The sequence below is a fragment of the Streptomyces sp. NPDC006458 genome, from assembly GCF_040612135.1.
Taxonomy (GTDB): domain Bacteria; phylum Actinomycetota; class Actinomycetes; order Streptomycetales; family Streptomycetaceae; genus Streptomyces.
This window is the reverse complement of record NZ_JBEXPR010000022.1, coordinates 33,464-48,596: the sequence shown is the minus strand read 5'-3', so window position 1 is coordinate 48,596 and position 15,133 is coordinate 33,464. Positions and strand designations below refer to the sequence as shown.

The 15,133-nt window shown below is 72.5% G+C and carries 16 protein-coding genes and 1 tRNA gene; 10 read left to right on the top strand and 7 right to left on the bottom strand.

What is annotated here, in order from left to right; all coding sequences use genetic code 11:
• Positions 1-31: 31 nt before the first annotated feature.
• From ABZZ79_RS27415 to ABZZ79_RS27400, 4 genes are read right to left on the bottom strand one after another with little or no spacing between them, the layout of a single operon-like run.
• Complete coding sequence (locus tag ABZZ79_RS27415) at positions 32-811, bottom strand: SDR family NAD(P)-dependent oxidoreductase (protein ID WP_356693044.1); 780 nt, start codon at positions 809-811, stop codon at positions 32-34.
• Positions 808-1,281 carry a cupin domain-containing protein gene (locus tag ABZZ79_RS27410; RefSeq protein WP_356693042.1) on the bottom strand — a complete coding sequence of 158 codons (474 nt, stop codon included), beginning with the start codon at positions 1,279-1,281 and terminating at the stop codon, positions 808-810. The genes ABZZ79_RS27415 and ABZZ79_RS27410 overlap by 4 nt, the downstream gene beginning before the upstream one ends.
• The gene (locus ABZZ79_RS27405) at positions 1,278-1,886 is read right to left on the bottom strand and encodes a GNAT family N-acetyltransferase (RefSeq protein WP_356693040.1); all 609 of its coding nucleotides are present in this window, start codon (positions 1,884-1,886) and stop codon (positions 1,278-1,280) included. Before ABZZ79_RS27405 ends, ABZZ79_RS27410 begins: the two co-directional genes overlap by 4 nt.
• Positions 1,879-4,392: a penicillin acylase family protein gene (locus ABZZ79_RS27400; protein WP_356693038.1), complete on the bottom strand. Its 2,514-nt coding sequence runs from the start codon at positions 4,390-4,392 to the stop codon at positions 1,879-1,881. The genes ABZZ79_RS27405 and ABZZ79_RS27400 overlap by 8 nt, the downstream gene beginning before the upstream one ends.
• A 215-nt stretch (positions 4,393-4,607) precedes the next feature.
• Between ABZZ79_RS27400 and ABZZ79_RS27395 the strand changes: the two genes are divergently transcribed.
• From ABZZ79_RS27395 to ABZZ79_RS27380, 4 genes are all read left to right on the top strand, one after another.
• On the top strand, positions 4,608-5,204 hold the full coding sequence (locus ABZZ79_RS27395; protein ID WP_356693036.1) for an HhH-GPD-type base excision DNA repair protein: 597 nt from the start codon (positions 4,608-4,610) through the stop codon (positions 5,202-5,204).
• A 98-nt stretch (positions 5,205-5,302) separates the two neighbouring features.
• The gene (locus ABZZ79_RS27390) at positions 5,303-5,971 is read left to right on the top strand and encodes an HdeD family acid-resistance protein (protein WP_356693034.1); all 669 of its coding nucleotides are present in this window, start codon (positions 5,303-5,305) and stop codon (positions 5,969-5,971) included.
• A gap of 92 nt (positions 5,972-6,063) precedes the next feature.
• Positions 6,064-6,396, top strand: a complete 333-nt coding sequence (locus ABZZ79_RS27385) for a hypothetical protein (RefSeq protein WP_356693032.1) — start codon at positions 6,064-6,066, stop codon at positions 6,394-6,396.
• Positions 6,397-6,448: 52 nt separating this feature from the next.
• Complete coding sequence (locus ABZZ79_RS27380) at positions 6,449-6,574, top strand: hypothetical protein (protein ID WP_356693030.1); 126 nt, start codon at positions 6,449-6,451, stop codon at positions 6,572-6,574.
• 64 nt (positions 6,575-6,638) lie between these two features.
• Here the strand turns inward: ABZZ79_RS27380 and ABZZ79_RS27375 are convergent, their stop codons facing one another.
• A complete protein-coding gene (locus ABZZ79_RS27375) occupies positions 6,639-8,252 on the bottom strand; it encodes a helicase HerA-like domain-containing protein (protein ID WP_356693028.1) in 1,614 nt (537 codons plus the stop codon).
• 104 nt (positions 8,253-8,356) lie between these two features.
• Between ABZZ79_RS27375 and ABZZ79_RS27370 the strand changes: the two genes are divergently transcribed.
• Both ABZZ79_RS27370 and ABZZ79_RS27365 read left to right on the top strand, forming a co-directional pair.
• Positions 8,357-8,650: a type II toxin-antitoxin system VapB family antitoxin gene (locus ABZZ79_RS27370; protein WP_356693026.1), complete on the top strand. Its 294-nt coding sequence runs from the start codon at positions 8,357-8,359 to the stop codon at positions 8,648-8,650.
• 144 nt (positions 8,651-8,794) lie between these two features.
• Complete coding sequence (locus tag ABZZ79_RS27365) at positions 8,795-9,439, top strand: LytR C-terminal domain-containing protein (RefSeq protein WP_356693024.1); 645 nt, start codon at positions 8,795-8,797, stop codon at positions 9,437-9,439.
• A gap of 540 nt (positions 9,440-9,979) precedes the next feature.
• Here the strand turns inward: ABZZ79_RS27365 and upp are convergent.
• Entirely contained in the window at positions 9,980-10,615 is a 636-nt protein-coding gene (gene upp, locus ABZZ79_RS27360; protein WP_356693022.1) for a uracil phosphoribosyltransferase, read from the bottom strand.
• A 100-nt stretch (positions 10,616-10,715) separates the two neighbouring features.
• On the opposite strand from upp, the gene ABZZ79_RS27355 reads away from it, so the two are divergent.
• The 4 genes from ABZZ79_RS27355 (at position 10,716) to ABZZ79_RS27340 (ending at position 12,550) form a co-directional block, all read left to right on the top strand.
• Positions 10,716-10,940, top strand: a complete 225-nt coding sequence (locus ABZZ79_RS27355) for a hypothetical protein (RefSeq protein WP_356693020.1) — start codon at positions 10,716-10,718, stop codon at positions 10,938-10,940.
• 315 nt (positions 10,941-11,255) lie between these two features.
• A complete protein-coding gene (locus tag ABZZ79_RS27350; RefSeq protein ID WP_356693018.1) occupies positions 11,256-11,789 on the top strand; it encodes a hypothetical protein in 534 nt (177 codons plus the stop codon).
• Positions 11,790-11,902: 113 nt separating this feature from the next.
• Entirely contained in the window at positions 11,903-12,388 is a 486-nt protein-coding gene (locus ABZZ79_RS27345) for a nucleoside deaminase (protein ID WP_356693257.1), read from the top strand.
• A 77-nt stretch (positions 12,389-12,465) separates the two neighbouring features.
• Positions 12,466-12,550, top strand: a tRNA-Ser gene (locus ABZZ79_RS27340).
• 247 nt (positions 12,551-12,797) lie between these two features.
• On the opposite strand, the gene ABZZ79_RS27335 is transcribed toward ABZZ79_RS27340, so the two are convergent.
• Positions 12,798-14,855 (bottom strand): PA14 domain-containing protein, encoded by a 2,058-nt coding sequence (locus tag ABZZ79_RS27335; RefSeq protein WP_356693016.1) that lies wholly within the window; start codon positions 14,853-14,855, stop codon positions 12,798-12,800.
• Positions 14,856-15,133: the final 278 nt, after the last annotated feature.

Genomic DNA, 15,133 nt, shown 5'->3' with positions numbered 1-15,133 from the left:
GTTGTGTTCAGTCGGCGGCGGACTTCCCGCGTCACCAGCCCGGTCGCGCGGACACCCCGCCGTCCACCACCAGGTCCTGGCCGGTGATCCAGGAGGCGAGGGGCGAGGCGAGGAAGACGCAGGCGTTGGCCACGTCCTCGGGGCGGCCCAGGCGGCGCAGCGGGGCGGCGGCCTGCCAGCGGGCCGTTCCCTCGGGCCAGGTCCCGGTGAGGCCGTCGCGGTCGATCAGGCCCGGGGAGACGGTGTTGACCCGGATGCCCCACTCCCCGTACTCGACGGCGGCCGCGCGGGCGTGCATGACCACCGCGGCCTTGGAGACGCTGTAGTGGGCGTGGCCGACGGCCGGGCGGTGCGCCTCGATCGAGGCGATGTGGGTCACCGAACCGCCGCCGGGCCGGGCCCGCATGACCTCCGCCGCGGCCTGGGTGCAGGCGAAGACACCGGTGAGGTTGGTGTCCACGACGGCTCGCCATTCCTCCGCCGGCATTCCGGGCAGCGCCCGCACCGGCTGCACCCCCGCGTTGTTGACCAGGGCGTCCAGACGGCCGCCGCCGAACCGCGCGGCCTCGTCCACCAGCCGCCGGCACGCGGTCTCGTCCGTGAGGTCGGCGGTCAGTACGACGGCCCGCCCGCCCGAGGCACGGATCAGCTCGGCGGTCTCGCCGGCCGGTTCCACGGACGTACGGCAGTGCAGCGCGACCGCCGCCCCCTCCTCGGCGAACCGCAGCGCGATACCGCGTCCGATGCCGCCGCCCGCGCCCGTGACCAGGGCGACCAGACCGTGCAGGAGTCCTTCGTGCCGCTCGCTCATGGCCGGCACAGTGCCATGATCCGGGCGGCTTCGGCGGGGTAGCGCGCCGTCAGGTCCGCTGCCCTGCCGTGCTCGTAGTCCTCGTAGGTGAAGCCGGGTGTGGTCGTGCAGCCGAAGAACGTCCATGTCCCGCCCTCGGTGACCCGGCCGCCCATCCAGGTGCCCGCGGGAACGGTCAGCTGGGGCCGGTGGCCGCGCCGGATGTCCGGCCCGAGCACCTGCGTGCCGGTGCTGCCGTCGGGGGCGAGGAGGAGGAGTTCCAGCGGGTCGCCGAGGTAGAAGTGCCAGATCTCGTCGGACTTCAGGCGGTGCAGGGCCGAGTAGTCGTCGGCGGCCAGGAGGGCGACGATGGCCGTGCCCTCCGGACGGCCGTCGGGGCGCGCGGGGCCGGTCCAGGTGCGGCGGAACAGACCCCCTTCGAGCGGAATCGGTTCCAGGCCGTACTGCTCGACCAGCTCCTGCGGCGTCATGCCGGGAAGGCTACCTCCCTTGCGAGGAAGGCGAGTTGGGCCTTCTTCTCGGGGAGGTACACGTCCGGGAGGTCGATCTCGGGCAGGACGACCTCGGGGCCGGTCTCGAAGCCGATCCTGCTGAACAGGGCGATGGCCCTGCCGTTGCGGACGTCGGGGTCGACGACGACCCGCTGCCGGTCCAGGGTGAGCAGGACGTACGAGTTGATCACGCTGGTCAGCGCGGCGGTCCAGCCGTGCCGCGCGCCGCCGGATCCGGCGGGGGAGAGGAGCAGATGGGCGCCGATGTCGCCGGGGCGGACGTCGTAGCACTCGCCGACCCGGTCGGCCTCGGGCTCGTAGGTCTGGAAGAGGGCGACGGCCTCGCCCTCGCGCTCCAGCAGGAACGCGTGGTGGGTGTCGAGGGTGTCCATGTGGGCGTAGATGTCCTCGACCTGGGACACCGTCAGGCCCACCATGCCCCAGAACTCGGCGCGTTCCTCGCTGACCCAGCAGTGCAGGACCGGGGCGTCGGCGGCGGCGTCGAGACGGAGGACGCGGAAGAGGCCGAAGCCGTCGACGTGCTGTTCGTGGACGGCGGTGCGGGCGGCGTACTGGTCAGACATCGGTCTCCTTGGTGAGCTGGTCCCAGTCGGTGACGACCGGGGCTAGGTCTCCCGCGAGCCAGCGCGGCAGCTGGTCGCGGTGGTGGGGCGAGCCGGGGACGCCGGAGGTGCCGAAGGGGACGATCCAGCGGCTGTCCTCGCGCCGGGCAAGGTCCCACACGAAGCGGGCGGCGGGGGCGCGGGCGGCGAGGTCGGTGACACCGGGGACCGCCGAGGTGCACAGCACGCAGTCGTGGTCGCCGGACAGGCCCGGTTCGTCGTACGCGGGGTCGGGCAGGGCGCGCCAGGGGGCGAGGCGGTGGGTGTCGCCCCAGGCGGCGCCGGGCTCCGCGGCCGTGTCCTCCAGGGCCTGGCGTACGACGGCCTCGCGGTCGATGCCGTACAGGTCCTTCGCCCGGAGCATGTTCTCCAGCGCGAACCCGACGCGCGGGAGGAGGGCGAGCCAGGGCAGCAGGACCTCGGAGTGCGCGGGCGGCTGGGCGAGCGCGGCGAAGGCGGGCTGGGCGGCGAGCGCGCGGACGACCCGGGTCCGCAGGGCGGCGTAGGCGGCGGCGTCCCGGCTGTCCGCGTCCATCCGGCGGTCCCAGCGCAGCAGGCGCTCGCGCAGGGCGGCGGCTTCGGCGGTGAGGGGCGGGCGGATGCCCTCGACGTGTTCGAGCAGCGCCGCGGCCGAGGCCAGGTGCGTGTCCATGTGGATCGCCGGCATGTCGGCGCCCGCCCATCTCTCCTTCCCGGCGAGCAGCGCGGCGATCCGGTCGGCGCGGTGGCGCGGGGCGAACTCGACGCCGAGGGGGGCGGCGAGGCCGCGTTCGTTGGCCATGACGACGGCGCCCTCGTCGGGGACGGCCGCGCGGGGCGTCTCGTGCCAGCCCTGCCAGGCGTGGCCGTCCTCCCAGGCGTCGACGATGCCGACCCGGTGGGACTCGGGGCGCACGGGCACCCGGCCCGCGACGCGGTGCAGGGTGCCGCCCCCGGTGTCGGCGGCCTGGAGGACGTTGACGGGTTCGGCCCAGCGGTCGGCGGCCCGGTCGACGTCGGCGACGGTGCGGGAGCGCAGCAGCGGCAGCAGGGCGGAGAAGCCGAGGTCGCCGGTGACGCGGGCGGCGTAGCGCAGGCTGAGGGCGAGCGGGGTGGCGTCGTCGAGGCCCTCGGGGCCGCCCGCGACGACGGGGCCCCGGTCGGTCTCGATGATCTCCACCCGCACCGGCTCATCGCCCGCGACCTCGACGGTCTCGGTGTGCCGTGCGGCACGCCGCCACCGCCCGTCGGGGCCGAGTGCCTCGACACCGGCGCCGGTGCGGCGCAGCCGCTCGCGGTAGAGGTCCTGGCTGTCGGCCATGGCGTGGGTGATGGACCAGGCGACGGCTCCGGCGTGGCCGAAGTGGGCGATGCCGGGGACGCCGGGCACGGCGAGGCCGACCACGTCGAACTCGTCGCAGGCGAGGCGTATCTGCTGGTAGACGCCGGGGTCCTCGATGTAGCGGTGGGGGTCGCCGGCGAGCAGGGGCTGCCCGGTGACGGTGCGCTCGCCGGTCAGCAGCCAGCCGTTGCTGCCCGCGGTGCCGGGGCCGTCGGTGGCGAAGAGGGCGACTGCCTCGGGGCCGAGGTGGTGGCGGAGCAGGTCCCGCCAGATCTTGGAGGGGAATCCGGCGAACGGGATGTGCGCGCTGAGCCAGATCGCGAAGGGCGTCCACGGCTCCCACCGGCCCGGCACGAGACCGGCCCGCGCGAACTCGGGGGCACCGGCCCGCGGGGACGCGGGGGCATCGGCCTGCGGGGACTCGGGGGCATTGGCCCGCGGGGACTCGGGGGCATCGGCCCACGGAGACTCGGGCGCCCCTGGCCGCGGGGACCCGGGAGCACCGACCCGCGGAGACGCGCAGGCACCGGCCCGCGGGGACTCGGGGGCATCGGCCCACGGAGACTTGGGCGCCCCTGGCCGCGGGGACCCAGGGGCACCGAGCCGCGGAGACCCAGGAGCACCAGGCCGCGGAGACCCAGGCGCACCGGCCCGCGGGGACTCGGGGGCATCGGCCCGCGCAGACCCGGGGGCATCGGCCCGCGGGGACTCGGGCGCCCCTGGCCGCGGGGACCCAGGGGCACCGAGCCGCGGAGACCCGGGAGCACCAGGCCGCGGAGACCCAGGCGCACCGGCCGGAGCGTCGCGCTCGCCGACACCGCCGTCGGCCACCTCCGCAAGGCCCTCGTTGAGACCCTCCACATACGCCCGCACCCATTGCGCGCTGTGCGGATCGGTCCGCTCCAGGTGCTCGGAGCACCGCCGGGCCGTGTCGGCGAGGCGCAGGCGGCGGGCGAAGACGTCCCAGGCGACGGCCTCGGGGCCGAGGAAGGCCGCCGTGGTGCCCTGGGCCCGGTGCCGCTCGACCTCCAGCTGCCAGGCCCGGTCGCGGGCGGTGACCCGGCCCTGGGCCCGGGCGAGCGCGAGGGCGCTGTCGGCGCGCAGATGGGGGATCCCCCAAGCGTCCCGGTAGATCTCGGTGGTCACCCTCGCCCCTTTACGTTTTAGGTAAGCCTTGCCTAAGTGGCGTGCCGGAATCGTACGCGACGCGGCACGGCCACAGCGGGTCAGGGCCGTCGGCCCGGTGAATCTCACGGACAGGAGCGCCGGGGTCACCGTCCGCGACGCCGACACTCCCTTCGGCGGGGCGTTCACCGGCGCTCACGTGGAGAGCTGACGCCGAGAGGGGGATGATCGGGGTCATGGACGTCACGCTGCACCTCGCCCAGGATCCCGAGGCCGACGCCCTGCTCGGCCGCAGCCCGTTCGCCGCGTTGGTGGGGATGCTGCTGGACCAGCAGGTTCCGATGGAGTGGGCGTTCAAGGGTCCGCGCACGATCGCCGACCGGCTCGGCGCGGACGACCTGGACGCCCACGACATCGCAGTCCAGGACCCGGAGGACTTCGCCGCGCTGCTGTCGGAGAAACCGGCGGTGCACCGCTACCCCGGTTCCATGGCCCAGCGCGTCCAGCAGTTGAGCCGCTACCTCGTCGAGCACTACGACGGCAACGCCGAGCTCGTCTGGAAGGGCGTCGCCGACGGGCCCGAACTGCTGCGCCGCCTGGAGAACCTGCCCGGCTTCGGCAAACAGAAGGCCCAGATCTTCGTCGCCCTCCTCGGCAAACAGCTCGACGTACGGCCCACCGGCTGGCGCGAGGCCGCCGGGTCCTACGGCGAACCCGACTCCTTCCGCTCCGTCGCCGACATCACCGGCCCGGAGTCCCTCGCCAAGGTCCGTGCCCACAAGCAGGAGATGAAGGCGGCGGCGAAGGCCGCCAGAGCCGTGAAGAAGGCCTGACCGAGAGACACGCCGGCACCCCGACGCCCCGGCGGCGCGGCCACCCCCGTGGCCCCCTCCAGGTGGCACACCCTCTCGGTCCGGCCGAAGCATGAACCATGACCGAGGCACCGACCGGCTCCCCCCGGGGACCGGACCACGACGACCGCGGCGTCCACGGCGGCGCGCCCCCGCGCCACGGCCCGCACGCCCCGGAACCGCCCTTCGAGGGCCCCCTGCGCGTCCTGTCCCGGGCCGCCTGGCAGATCGTGATGCTCACGGGCGTCGCCTCGCTGGTCCTCGGCGTCCTCGTCCTGGTCTGGCCGGACGTCTCGCTGTTCGTCGTCGGCCTTCTCTTCGGCGTCTACCTGCTGATCAGCGGCGTCCTCCAGCTCGTCGCGGCGTTCGGCACCCACCGCACGACCTCGCTGCGCGTCCTCGCCTTCGTCAGCGGAGCCCTGTCGATCCTGCTGGGCCTGTTCTGCTTCCGCGGCCCGATGCAGTCGATCCTGCTGCTGGCCCTGTGGATCGGCATCGGCTGGCTGATCCGCGGCATCACCCAGACGCTGGCCGCCGCCTCGGACAGCTCGATGCCGGCCCGCGGCTGGCAGATCCTCCTCGGCGTGCTCACGTTCGTCGCGGGCGTCGTACTGATCGACTCGCCCTTCGAGTCGGTGACCGTGCTCACCCTGGTCGGGGGCATCTGGCTGCTCGTGGTCGGCGTCACGGAGATCGTCACGGCGTTCTTCGTCCGCGGCCGCGCCCGGCAGGTCCCACGCGAACTGTGAGCCGCGGGTGTGCGCCTCGGGTGTGGTCCAAGCAGGCGGATCTCGGCCCCGGAGTGCTGCGCGGCGGGCCCGTGCCGGGCACAGCACCCGGCATGAGCACCACATCGCGCCTCGCCCGCGGCCGGACCTGGCCGCGAATGCTCGTGCTGGTGCTCGCCCTGCTCCTGGGCGCGCCCCCGGTGACCGGCGGTCTCACCGCACCGGCCCTGGCCGTCCCCGGCGAGAGCGTCGAGTACGACGTACTGGACACGGCCCTACGGCCGCCGGCCCGCTCCGCCCACCGGCCCGCCGCGCCCACGCGTCCGGCTGCGGCCCCGCACCGCCCGGCCGCGCCCCGCCAGGGGCCCGGCCACCCGCTCCGCCCCGCGTCGCCGCGGCCGCCGTACGCCCTGCGCGGGCTGCGCACGGTGGTGCTGCGCTGCTGACCGGGCCGCTCCCCCAGGCTGCCCTGTCCCTCCCGACGCAAGGAGCACCGAGATGCCCTCGGATCCCTACGCGGTCCTGCGCGCCCTGTTGCGCGCCGAGGCCGCACGCGGCGCGCCCAAGCCGGAGAGCAAGCGGCCCGAGCCGCGGCCTTCGGTGAAACGGCGAGAGTCCCGCTGAACCGGGCCGGGCGTCCCCCGTGGACGTCCGGCTCACCGCCGTCGGACGGAACCCCGGGGGCGGCTCAGCGGCGTCTGCGGGCGGTGCCGAAGACCGAGCGGGTGATCTCGCGCCCGATCTGCGTGCCGACCGACCGGGCCAGCGACTTGAACATGCCGCTGCCCATGACCTGCTCCGCCAGGGACTGTTCATCCCGGGGCGCCGTCTCGGCCCGCTGCCTCCCGCGCGGCTCCCGCGCGGGCTTCTCCGTCGGCTTCTCGGTCGGCTTCTCCGTCGCCCGCGCCTCGGCCAGCCTCTCGTACGCCGACTCGCGGTCCACAGCCTGTGCATAACGTGCGTACAGCGGCGAGCCCGTCACCGCCCGGTCCAGCCCGGCCGCGTCGACCGGCCCCATCAGCGATTCCGGGGCCCGCAGCCGGGTCGCGGCGACCGGTGTCGGCGCGCCCTTCTCGCCGAGGACGGTCACCACGGCCTCGCCGGTGCCGAGGCCGGTGAGCAGTTCCTCCAGCTCGTACGCCGAGTTCGGGAAGGTCCTGACCGTGGCCTTCAGCGCCTTCTGGTCGTCCGGTGTGAAGGCGCGCAGCGCGTGCTGGACGCGGTTGCCCAACTGGGCGAGCACGTCGGTGGGGACGTCCTTCGCGGTCTGCGTCACGAAGAACACCCCGACCCCTTTCGAGCGAATCAGGCGCACGGTCTGCGCGATGGCGTCCAGGAACGCCTTCGAGGCACCGTCGAACAGCAGATGCGCCTCGTCGAAGAAGAACACCAGCTTCGGCCGGTCGGCGTCGCCGATCTCGGGCAGGTCGTGGAAGAGGTCCGCCAGCAGCCACATCAGGAACGTCGAGAACAGCTGCGGCTTGTCCTGCACGGCGGGCAGCTCCAGCAGCGAGACGATGCCGCGGCCGTCCGCCGCCGTGCGCAGGAACTCGGCCGTGTCGAACTCCGGCTCCCCGAAGAAGTCGCCCATGCCCTGCGCCTCGAAGGCGGTCAGCGAGCGGAGGATCACCCCGGCCGTGGCGGTGGACAGCCCGCCGATGTCCTTCAGTTCGGGCCTGCCCTCGTCGGAGGTCAGGAAGGCGACCACCGCGCGCAGGTCCTTGAGGTCGACCAGCTCCAGGCCCTTCGTGTCGGCGTAGTGGAAGACCAGGCCGAGGGACTGCTCCTGCGTCTGGTTGAGCCGGAGCACCTTCGACAGCAGCACCGGACCGAAGCCGGTGACGGTGGCCCGGACGGGGATGCCGTGGCCGATCCCGCCGAGCGCGTAGAACTCGGCCGGGAAGCCGGTCGCCGTCCAGCGCTGGTGGACCTCGGCGGCCCGCGAGCGCACCTTGTCGCCCCCGGCGCCCGGCGCGCAGACGCCGGAGAGGTCGCCCTTCACGTCGGCGAGGAACACCGGCACGCCCTGCGCCGAGAGCTGCTCGGCGATGAGCTGGAGCGTCTTGGTCTTGCCGGTGCCGGTGGCGCCCGCGACCAGGCCGTGCCGGTTGAGCACGGGCAGCGGGATGCGCACCCGCGCGTCGGGCAGACACCGCCCGTCCCAGAGCAGGGCGCCCAGCTCCAGCGCCGGACCGGTGAAGGCGTACCCGGCGGCGATCCTCAGCGCCTCCTTTGGCAGTGCCGGGGCGCCGCCCGGAGCCTCGGGCGCGGTGGCCCCGGGCATGGTCTCGCGGTCGCTCATGTCGGACCCCTGTTCCGATTCGACCCGATTCACGGCATCTTTCCCAGGGTCGCACCGCGTCTCCATGGCTGCGCCCGGAAGGTCTTGACCGGTAGGCTTTCCGTGTGATCTTCAAGCGCATCGGAAACGGCCGGCCGTACCCCGACCACGGCCGGGAGAGCACCCGGCAGTGGGCGGACGTCGCACCGCGCCCGGTCCGCCTCGATCAGCTCGTGACGACCAAGCAGCAGCTCGACCTGGAGACCCTCCTCGCCGAGGACTCCACCTTCTACGGCGACCTGTTCGCACACGTCGTGAAGTGGCAGGGCGACCTCTACCTGGAGGACGGCCTGCACCGCGCCGTCCGCGCCGCGCTCCAGCAGCGCCAGGTGCTGCACGCGCGCGTGCTGGAGCTGTAGGGGCTTCCCGGGGCTTCCTGAGGCCTCACAAGGCCTCTCGGGGCCACAACCCTCCGGCCACCTGTTGGCCCTTTCGGGTTGGACCGCGCAGCGTCGAATGATCATCTAGTAGGCATCGTCGCCGCGTCGCACTACGCTGCGCCCATGAGCATGCTGACTCCCCCTGGCATGGGCGGCCAGTACCGGATCACGGGGGACAAATACCCGCGAATGCGCCGTCCCCGGCGGCGCGTCAGGCTCGTCCTCGCGGTCGTGGCCTCCGTCGCCGTCCTCGGGACGGCCGGGTGGGGCACCTTGCAGCTCATCGACGTCTTCTCCGGCGGCGACGGCGACAAGGCCAGCGCGGCGGGCCCCAAGGCGGACTGCGCCACCAAGGCCGGCCCCTCCCCCAGCGTGGCCAAGGTCCTGCCCGAGCCCCGCCGGATCACCGTCAACGTATTCAACGCCACGACCCGCCAGGGCCTGGCGAAGCAGACCGCCGACGAACTCAAGAAGCGCGGCTTCCGCGTCGGCGACGTCGGCAACGCGGCCGCCGAGTTCGACAAGAAGGTCAAGGGCATCGGCCTCCTGCTCGGCCCCGCCTCCGCCCAGGACACCTCGCTCCCGGTCCTCGCCGCCCAGCTCACCGGCGCCGAACCCCGCACCGAGGCGACCCGCAAGGGCACGGCCGTCGACCTGATCATCGGCGACAAGTTCCGCACCCTCACCCCGAAGGCGACCGCGGACCTCACCCTGTCCAAACTCACAGCCCCGGCCCCACCCCAGACGGACACCAAAAAGAGCTGCTAAAGCCCCCAGGCCCCCGCGAAGCTTCTCCTAGCGGCGCGAGGAACCGCGCAACCTCCCAGACGCGCAGCAAGCCGAGCAGCCCCGCAGCGGCACGGGGACCGCCGCAGTCGTTGGGGGCACGGGGACCGGCGCAGCCTCTTGGGGGCGCGAGGAACTGCGCAATCTTTTGGGGGCGCGGGGATCTTTTACGGGCACGGGGAACGGCGCAGCCTCTTAGGGGCGCGGGGAACTGCGCAATCTGTTAGGGGCGCGAGGAACTGCGCAGCCTCTTAGGGGCGCGGGGAACGGCGCAGCCTCTTAGGGGCGCGGGGAACGGCGCAATCTTTTGGGGGCGCGGGGAACTGCGCGACTCCTCAAGGCCGCGGAGAACCACGCAGAGCCCTCAGGGGCACGGGAAGGGCCCACGCTTCCAGAGGCACGGGAAAGGGCCCACGCTTCCAGGGGCACGGGGAACGCGCATGCCCTCAGTGGCACGGGGAACCGCGCGACCAGCCATAACGCACCAGCCGCCGCCGGCACCCCGCACCGCCGAACAGCCCCCTACTCGGCAGCCCCATACATACGGTCCCCCGCATCACCCAGCCCCGGCACGATGTACCCGTGCTCATTGAGCCGCTCATCCACAGACGCCGTGACGACAGTCACCGGCGCCCCGGCCAGCTCCCGCTCCATCACCTCGACCCCCTCAGGCGCAGCGAGCAGCACGACGGCGGTCACATCGTCGGCCCCCCGCTTGATCAGCTCCTGGATCGCGGCGACCAGCGTGCCACCGGTGGCCAGCATCGGGTCCAGCACGTACACCTGCCGCCCCGAGAGGTCCTCCGGCATCCGCGTGGCGTACGTCGAGGGCTGCAGCGTCTCCTCGTCACGGATCATGCCCATGAAGCCCACCTCGGCGGTAGGCAGCAGCCGGACCATGCCCTCCAGCATGCCGAGACCGGCCCGCAGGATCGGCACCACCAGCGGGCGCGGGTGGGAGAGCTTGACGCCGGTGGTCCGGGCGACCGGCGTGTCGAGGTCGACCTGCTCGGTGCGTACGTCCCGCGTGGCCTCGTAGGCGAGCAGGGTGACCAGTTCGTCGGCGAGCCGCCGGAAGGTCGCGGAGTCGGTGCGCCGGTCGCGCAGGGTGGTGAGCTTGTGGGCGACCAGAGGGTGGTCGACGACGTGGAGACGCATGTCCATAACAGTAGCCGCGCCGCCTGTCCCCGCGCGCTGGCGTCAAACCGCCCGGTCGGGGGAAAGTGGGAGGGACGGACTGGGCTGGGGTGGTGTGCCGATGCGGGATCTGCCTGACCACGAGGGCCGCGAGAGCGACGGCGGCATAGCCGGGGGCGGCGCCGAGGAGAGCGCGCCGGAGAGCGACGCCGACCGCCGGCGGCGACGCGCCCGGTTCCTGCGCGAACTCGCCGAGGCCCGCGAACTGCGTGACCGGGTCCAGCCGCGCCGGGCCAAGGCCGCCCGGCTGCGGCACGCGATGCGTATGCGAACGTTCCGCTGGTAGAGAACCCCAGGTCGGAAAGTCGGCGCCGGAAACGGGAAGATCCGCGCCTGTCACGGGTGTTGACCGGGTCGGGCGTACGTGGACCATGGGAAAACCCGCGTACGATCCGCACGTGGCGGCAACGAGTGGACTGGTGAGTCGATGGCACACCCGCGATCGAAACTGCCGGACACAGGGAGCCGAAGACGTCCCCTGGACGCCTTGTTTCTGCCACGATTCCGAGTGGGTGGGGCTCGGAGCCTGAGCTCTCCCCGCCCGCAACCTCCGCCGGGGGGACCCCCAACCGGCACGCCTCAGACCAGTGGGAGAGTCACGGTGTACTTCGCCGCACTGCTCGCGCGCACCGAAGACGGGTGGGAAGCGAGCGACACAGAGCTCGACGATGTGGAAACCCTGTCCGATCTGGCCGACCTGGCCCGGGAGTCCTCCGGCGACGAGGATGACACGGTCCTCGTGTTCATCGAGCAGGAGGAATCGTGGTTCGGCATCGTCCGTGTGGACGGTGAGGACGATCCGCGCATCTATGTCTCCGACGCCGCTGCCGCCGCCCGCAGCTCGTACGGCGAGATCCTGCTCACCGACGAACTGCTCGGCCGGGATCCGGGTGACGACGACCTGGACTCCCTGGACCTCGACGGGACCGAGGACGGCGACGACGAGGACTCCGCCGACGACGCCGAGTCCGCCGGCGTCTCCGCCGATGCCGTGCCGCACGGCCCGGTGGGCGACGCGGGCATCCTCGACGACCTCGGCATCAGTGAGAAGGAGCTGAGGACATTGTCCGACGACGCCCTCGGTGTGATCGCCGAGGCCCTCGGCGCCGCGGAGGTCCTGGAGACCGTCCGCTGACCGCACCGATGGAAGAGGGCCGGACCCCCGAGGCCCCTGGGAACCCCGGAACCGACGGGCGTTCCGAGGGCCCCGAGGGCTTCGACCCGGTACGCGACCGCTGGCGGGGCCCGATGCGCCTCGCCCTGGACGAGGCCGAACTGGCCGTCCGGGGCGGTGACGTCCCCGTCGGCGCCGTCGTGCTGGCCGCGGACGGCCGGACGGTCCTCGCCGTCGCCCACAACGAGCGCGAGGCCGGCGGCGACCCGACGGCCCACGCCGAGGTGCTCGCCATCCGGCGGGCGGCCGCCCGGCTGAGGGACTCCGCGGTGCCGGACGACGCCGCGGAGGCCGTCGGCGGGCGACGGGCGGGCGACTGGCGGCTGACCGGCTGCACGCTCGTGGTCACGCTGGAGCCGTGCACGATGTGCGCGGGCGCGATCGTCCTCTCCCGCGTCGACCGGGTCGTCTACGGCGCCCGCGACGACAAGGCGGGCGCGGCAGGCTCGCTTTGGGACGTGGTGCGCGACCGGCGTCTCAACCACCGCCCCGAGGTTGTCGAGGGCGTCCTGGCCGAGGAGTGCGCCCGGCAGCTCACGGAGTTCTTCCGGACCCGCTGACCGGTGACGCGGCCCGGCCCGGTGGCCGCCGCATACTGATTTCAGCCCTGACCACCCTGTGCTGTAAGGTCTCCCTCGGTAGCGTGTCCGAGCGGCCGAAGGAGCTCGCCTCGAAAGCGAGTGTGGCGCAAGTCACCGAGGGTTCAAATCCCTCCGCTACCGCAGGTAGGAGAGGCGCCCGGTTCCTGGAACCGGGCGCCTCTTCGGCTTCCGCTCGACGCGCCTGCCGATCTCCTCTCCGCTCGCGTCACAGGCGGGGAGTGGGCCATCAGCCAGGAACCTGCACTTCGGGTCTCATGGATGGATGATCTGCTGCTGCCTCCACGGCGGGCGAGACGTCCGCGCAGGTCAGCGGCTCTCAGTGCGGCCAGGTACGGCCGGGCGCGCCTTGGCGCCCGGCCGTGTTCCGTCACTCCCAGCCGGTGGACGTTGCCGAGCCGGTGGCGGGCTCGGACTCGTTGCCGTAGATGTCCACTGCGGTGATCGCGTAGTAGTAGGTGACGCCGGGCTCGATGTAGTGGTCCACGAGGTGGACGGGGGCGGGGCCGCTGTACTCGAAGATCGTGTCCGGTGAGTACACCTCGATGATGTTCCCCTTCAGTGGCGTGCTGTTGAGCCGATACTCGGGGGCGACGCGGACATCGGGGCTGGTGGATCGGTAGATGTTGAAGCCCTTGAGGTCGGTTTCGCCGCCGCTGGTCCAACTCACGTGCGTCTCACGGACGCCGTCGCTCGCCGTGAGGGCCCCGGGGACGGCGGGGGTGTCGCGGATGCTGCTGACGATCGCAGGGGCGGACTCGGTGCCGACGCCGTTGACCCGTACGAGCTTGTAGGTGAGCGGGACGTTCAGCGGCGCCGTGGTGTCCACGTAGCTATGCGCGAAGAGCGACAGCCGGGCGACCGGCTCGTAAGTGCCGCCCTCGCCTGCCGCGCGGTACAGCATCTGGTGGTCGTACGGGCCGACGGCGGAGCCGTTGGGCGGCTGGAAGGAGTCCCACAGCAGTTCGATGCCGCCCGTGTTCTCACGGGCCAGTAGTCCCTCCGGAGTCGGCCAGGGGCCGGTGCCGGACCCGTCGACCCGGGTGGCTGACGCGATGGCCGACGGGAGGGACTCGGCTCCGGAGGTGTCCACAGCCGTGACGTAGTACTGCGACAGCACGCCCATGGGCGCGGTGGGGTGGTGGAGGCTGGTGGAAGTCACCGGCGTGGACGTCAACTTCGTCCAGTCCAGGTCCGCGGCGGACTTGAAGTAGACGTGATATCCGGTCGGCGTGGCTCCCGCGGGCGGCTTCCAGGTGACGGTGTTGCCGTCGTACCAGTCGTCGGCGGTCACCCCGGTGGGAGCGGGAGCGGCATCGGCGCCGGCGGCCGGGCGCGCGGCACTGACGGCCGCCGAGAACGCGGAGGGATTGCCCAGGCGGTCCCACGCGCGCACCTTGTACCAGTAGGTGACGCCCGGCTCGGCAGACGCGTCGGTGTAAGCCGGAACGACGACACCCCCTGAGCCCAGGTGGGTGAAGGTACCGGTGGGCGAGGTGGCCCGGTAGACCGAGTAGCTGGGGTTGAAGGGGTCATCGTCGGTGGTGTCGGGATACCACGTCAGCGTGACGGCCGGCGGTGTGCCCTTCGCCATGACGCCGGTCGGCGCGGCCGGGCCTGTCTTGTCGACCGAGGTCACCGTCTGGGCGGCAGAGCGGGCGGTCTGGTTGCCGGCCTTGTCCACGGCGGTGACGGCGTAGCCGTACGCGTCGCCGGTGGCGGGCGGGGTGTCGAGGTACGACGGCGAGGTGACCAGGCCCGTGCCGCTGATCCTGGTCCAGGTGCTGGAGGTGCCGGTGCGGCGGTAGACGCGATACCCCGCCAGGTCCATCTCGACGTTCTTCGTCCAGGTGAGGCTGGTCGTGAGGGTGCTGGTGCTGTAGGCGGCGTTCAGACCGGTGGGCGTCAGCGGCTTGACCTTGTCGACGCTCGCGCTGGTGACCGGGGCGTACGTGAACTTCACGTTGGCACTGCCGGTGAAGGCGGCGAAGTCGACACGGATGGTGTGGGTGCCCTTGGGGATCGTCAGGCGGACGCTCTTGCCGCGCGTCGCGGAGACGTTCGACCACAGGTCGATCTTGCGAACCCCGTCGAGGTAGACCCGGATGCCGTCCTGAGCGGCGGCGGAGAAGGTGAACGGCCCGCCGGAACCGAAGTCGCGGCTCATGGTCCAGCGGACGCCGAAGTTGTCACGCGGCAGCGCAACGCCCACCGGGTCACCGGTGCCGTAATTCTCGTTGATCGCCGTGTCACAGGTGGTCTGCTTCGGCGTACCGCTGAACGAGGTGTTCGCGTAGTACTTCGCCGTCCACACACCGGTGGCACAAGGCGTGGCCGCGTGTGCGGTGGACGCGGCCAGAGTCGCCGCACCTGTGGCGGGTAAGAGCAAACCGAGCGCGGCGCAGACCGCGCGTCTGTTGATGCGCATGTGAATATCCCCTCCCTGGGGGGAATCTTTACAAAGTCGCGGTAGTGAGGAAAGCCTTCCGGCGAGGAAGCGTCAGGCGTGCACACCCGCTCACACCTGACGCTTCGCGACCCCCGGACACTCAGGCTTTGAAACAGACCTGCCCGTCCGTCGGATGACCAGCATGGACGAGCACGACGTCCTTGATCACCGTGAACCGAGGTCACCCCGCCGTCTCGGTTTCCGTCTCATCCATCGCGGTACGCGGCCGTCCGGGGCCGTTCAGCCTGCCGCGACGG

What these genes read in the sequence shown, in the direction of transcription:
- ABZZ79_RS27415 (WP_356693044.1), bottom strand. Translation starts at nt 811, where the DNA reads ATGAGCGAGCGGCACGAAGGACTCCTGCACGGTCTGGTCGCCCTGGTC.
- ABZZ79_RS27410 (WP_356693042.1), bottom strand. Translation starts at nt 1,281, where the DNA reads ATGACGCCGCAGGAGCTGGTCGAGCAGTACGGCCTGGAACCGATTCCG.
- ABZZ79_RS27405 (WP_356693040.1), bottom strand. Translation starts at nt 1,886, where the DNA reads ATGTCTGACCAGTACGCCGCCCGCACCGCCGTCCACGAACAGCACGTC.
- ABZZ79_RS27395 (WP_356693036.1), top strand. Translation starts at nt 4,608, where the DNA reads ATGGACGTCACGCTGCACCTCGCCCAGGATCCCGAGGCCGACGCCCTG.
- ABZZ79_RS27390 (WP_356693034.1), top strand. Translation starts at nt 5,303, where the DNA reads ATGACCGAGGCACCGACCGGCTCCCCCCGGGGACCGGACCACGACGAC.
- ABZZ79_RS27385 (WP_356693032.1), top strand. Translation starts at nt 6,064, where the DNA reads ATGAGCACCACATCGCGCCTCGCCCGCGGCCGGACCTGGCCGCGAATG.
- ABZZ79_RS27380 (WP_356693030.1), top strand. Translation starts at nt 6,449, where the DNA reads ATGCCCTCGGATCCCTACGCGGTCCTGCGCGCCCTGTTGCGCGCCGAG.
- ABZZ79_RS27375 (WP_356693028.1), bottom strand. Translation starts at nt 8,252, where the DNA reads ATGAGCGACCGCGAGACCATGCCCGGGGCCACCGCGCCCGAGGCTCCG.
- ABZZ79_RS27365 (WP_356693024.1), top strand. Translation starts at nt 8,795, where the DNA reads ATGAGCATGCTGACTCCCCCTGGCATGGGCGGCCAGTACCGGATCACG.
- upp (WP_356693022.1), bottom strand. Translation starts at nt 10,615, where the DNA reads ATGCGTCTCCACGTCGTCGACCACCCTCTGGTCGCCCACAAGCTCACC.
- ABZZ79_RS27355 (WP_356693020.1), top strand. Translation starts at nt 10,716, where the DNA reads ATGCGGGATCTGCCTGACCACGAGGGCCGCGAGAGCGACGGCGGCATA.
- ABZZ79_RS27345 (WP_356693257.1), top strand. Translation starts at nt 11,903, where the DNA reads ATGCGCCTCGCCCTGGACGAGGCCGAACTGGCCGTCCGGGGCGGTGAC.
- ABZZ79_RS27335 (WP_356693016.1), bottom strand. Translation starts at nt 14,855, where the DNA reads ATGCGCATCAACAGACGCGCGGTCTGCGCCGCGCTCGGTTTGCTCTTA.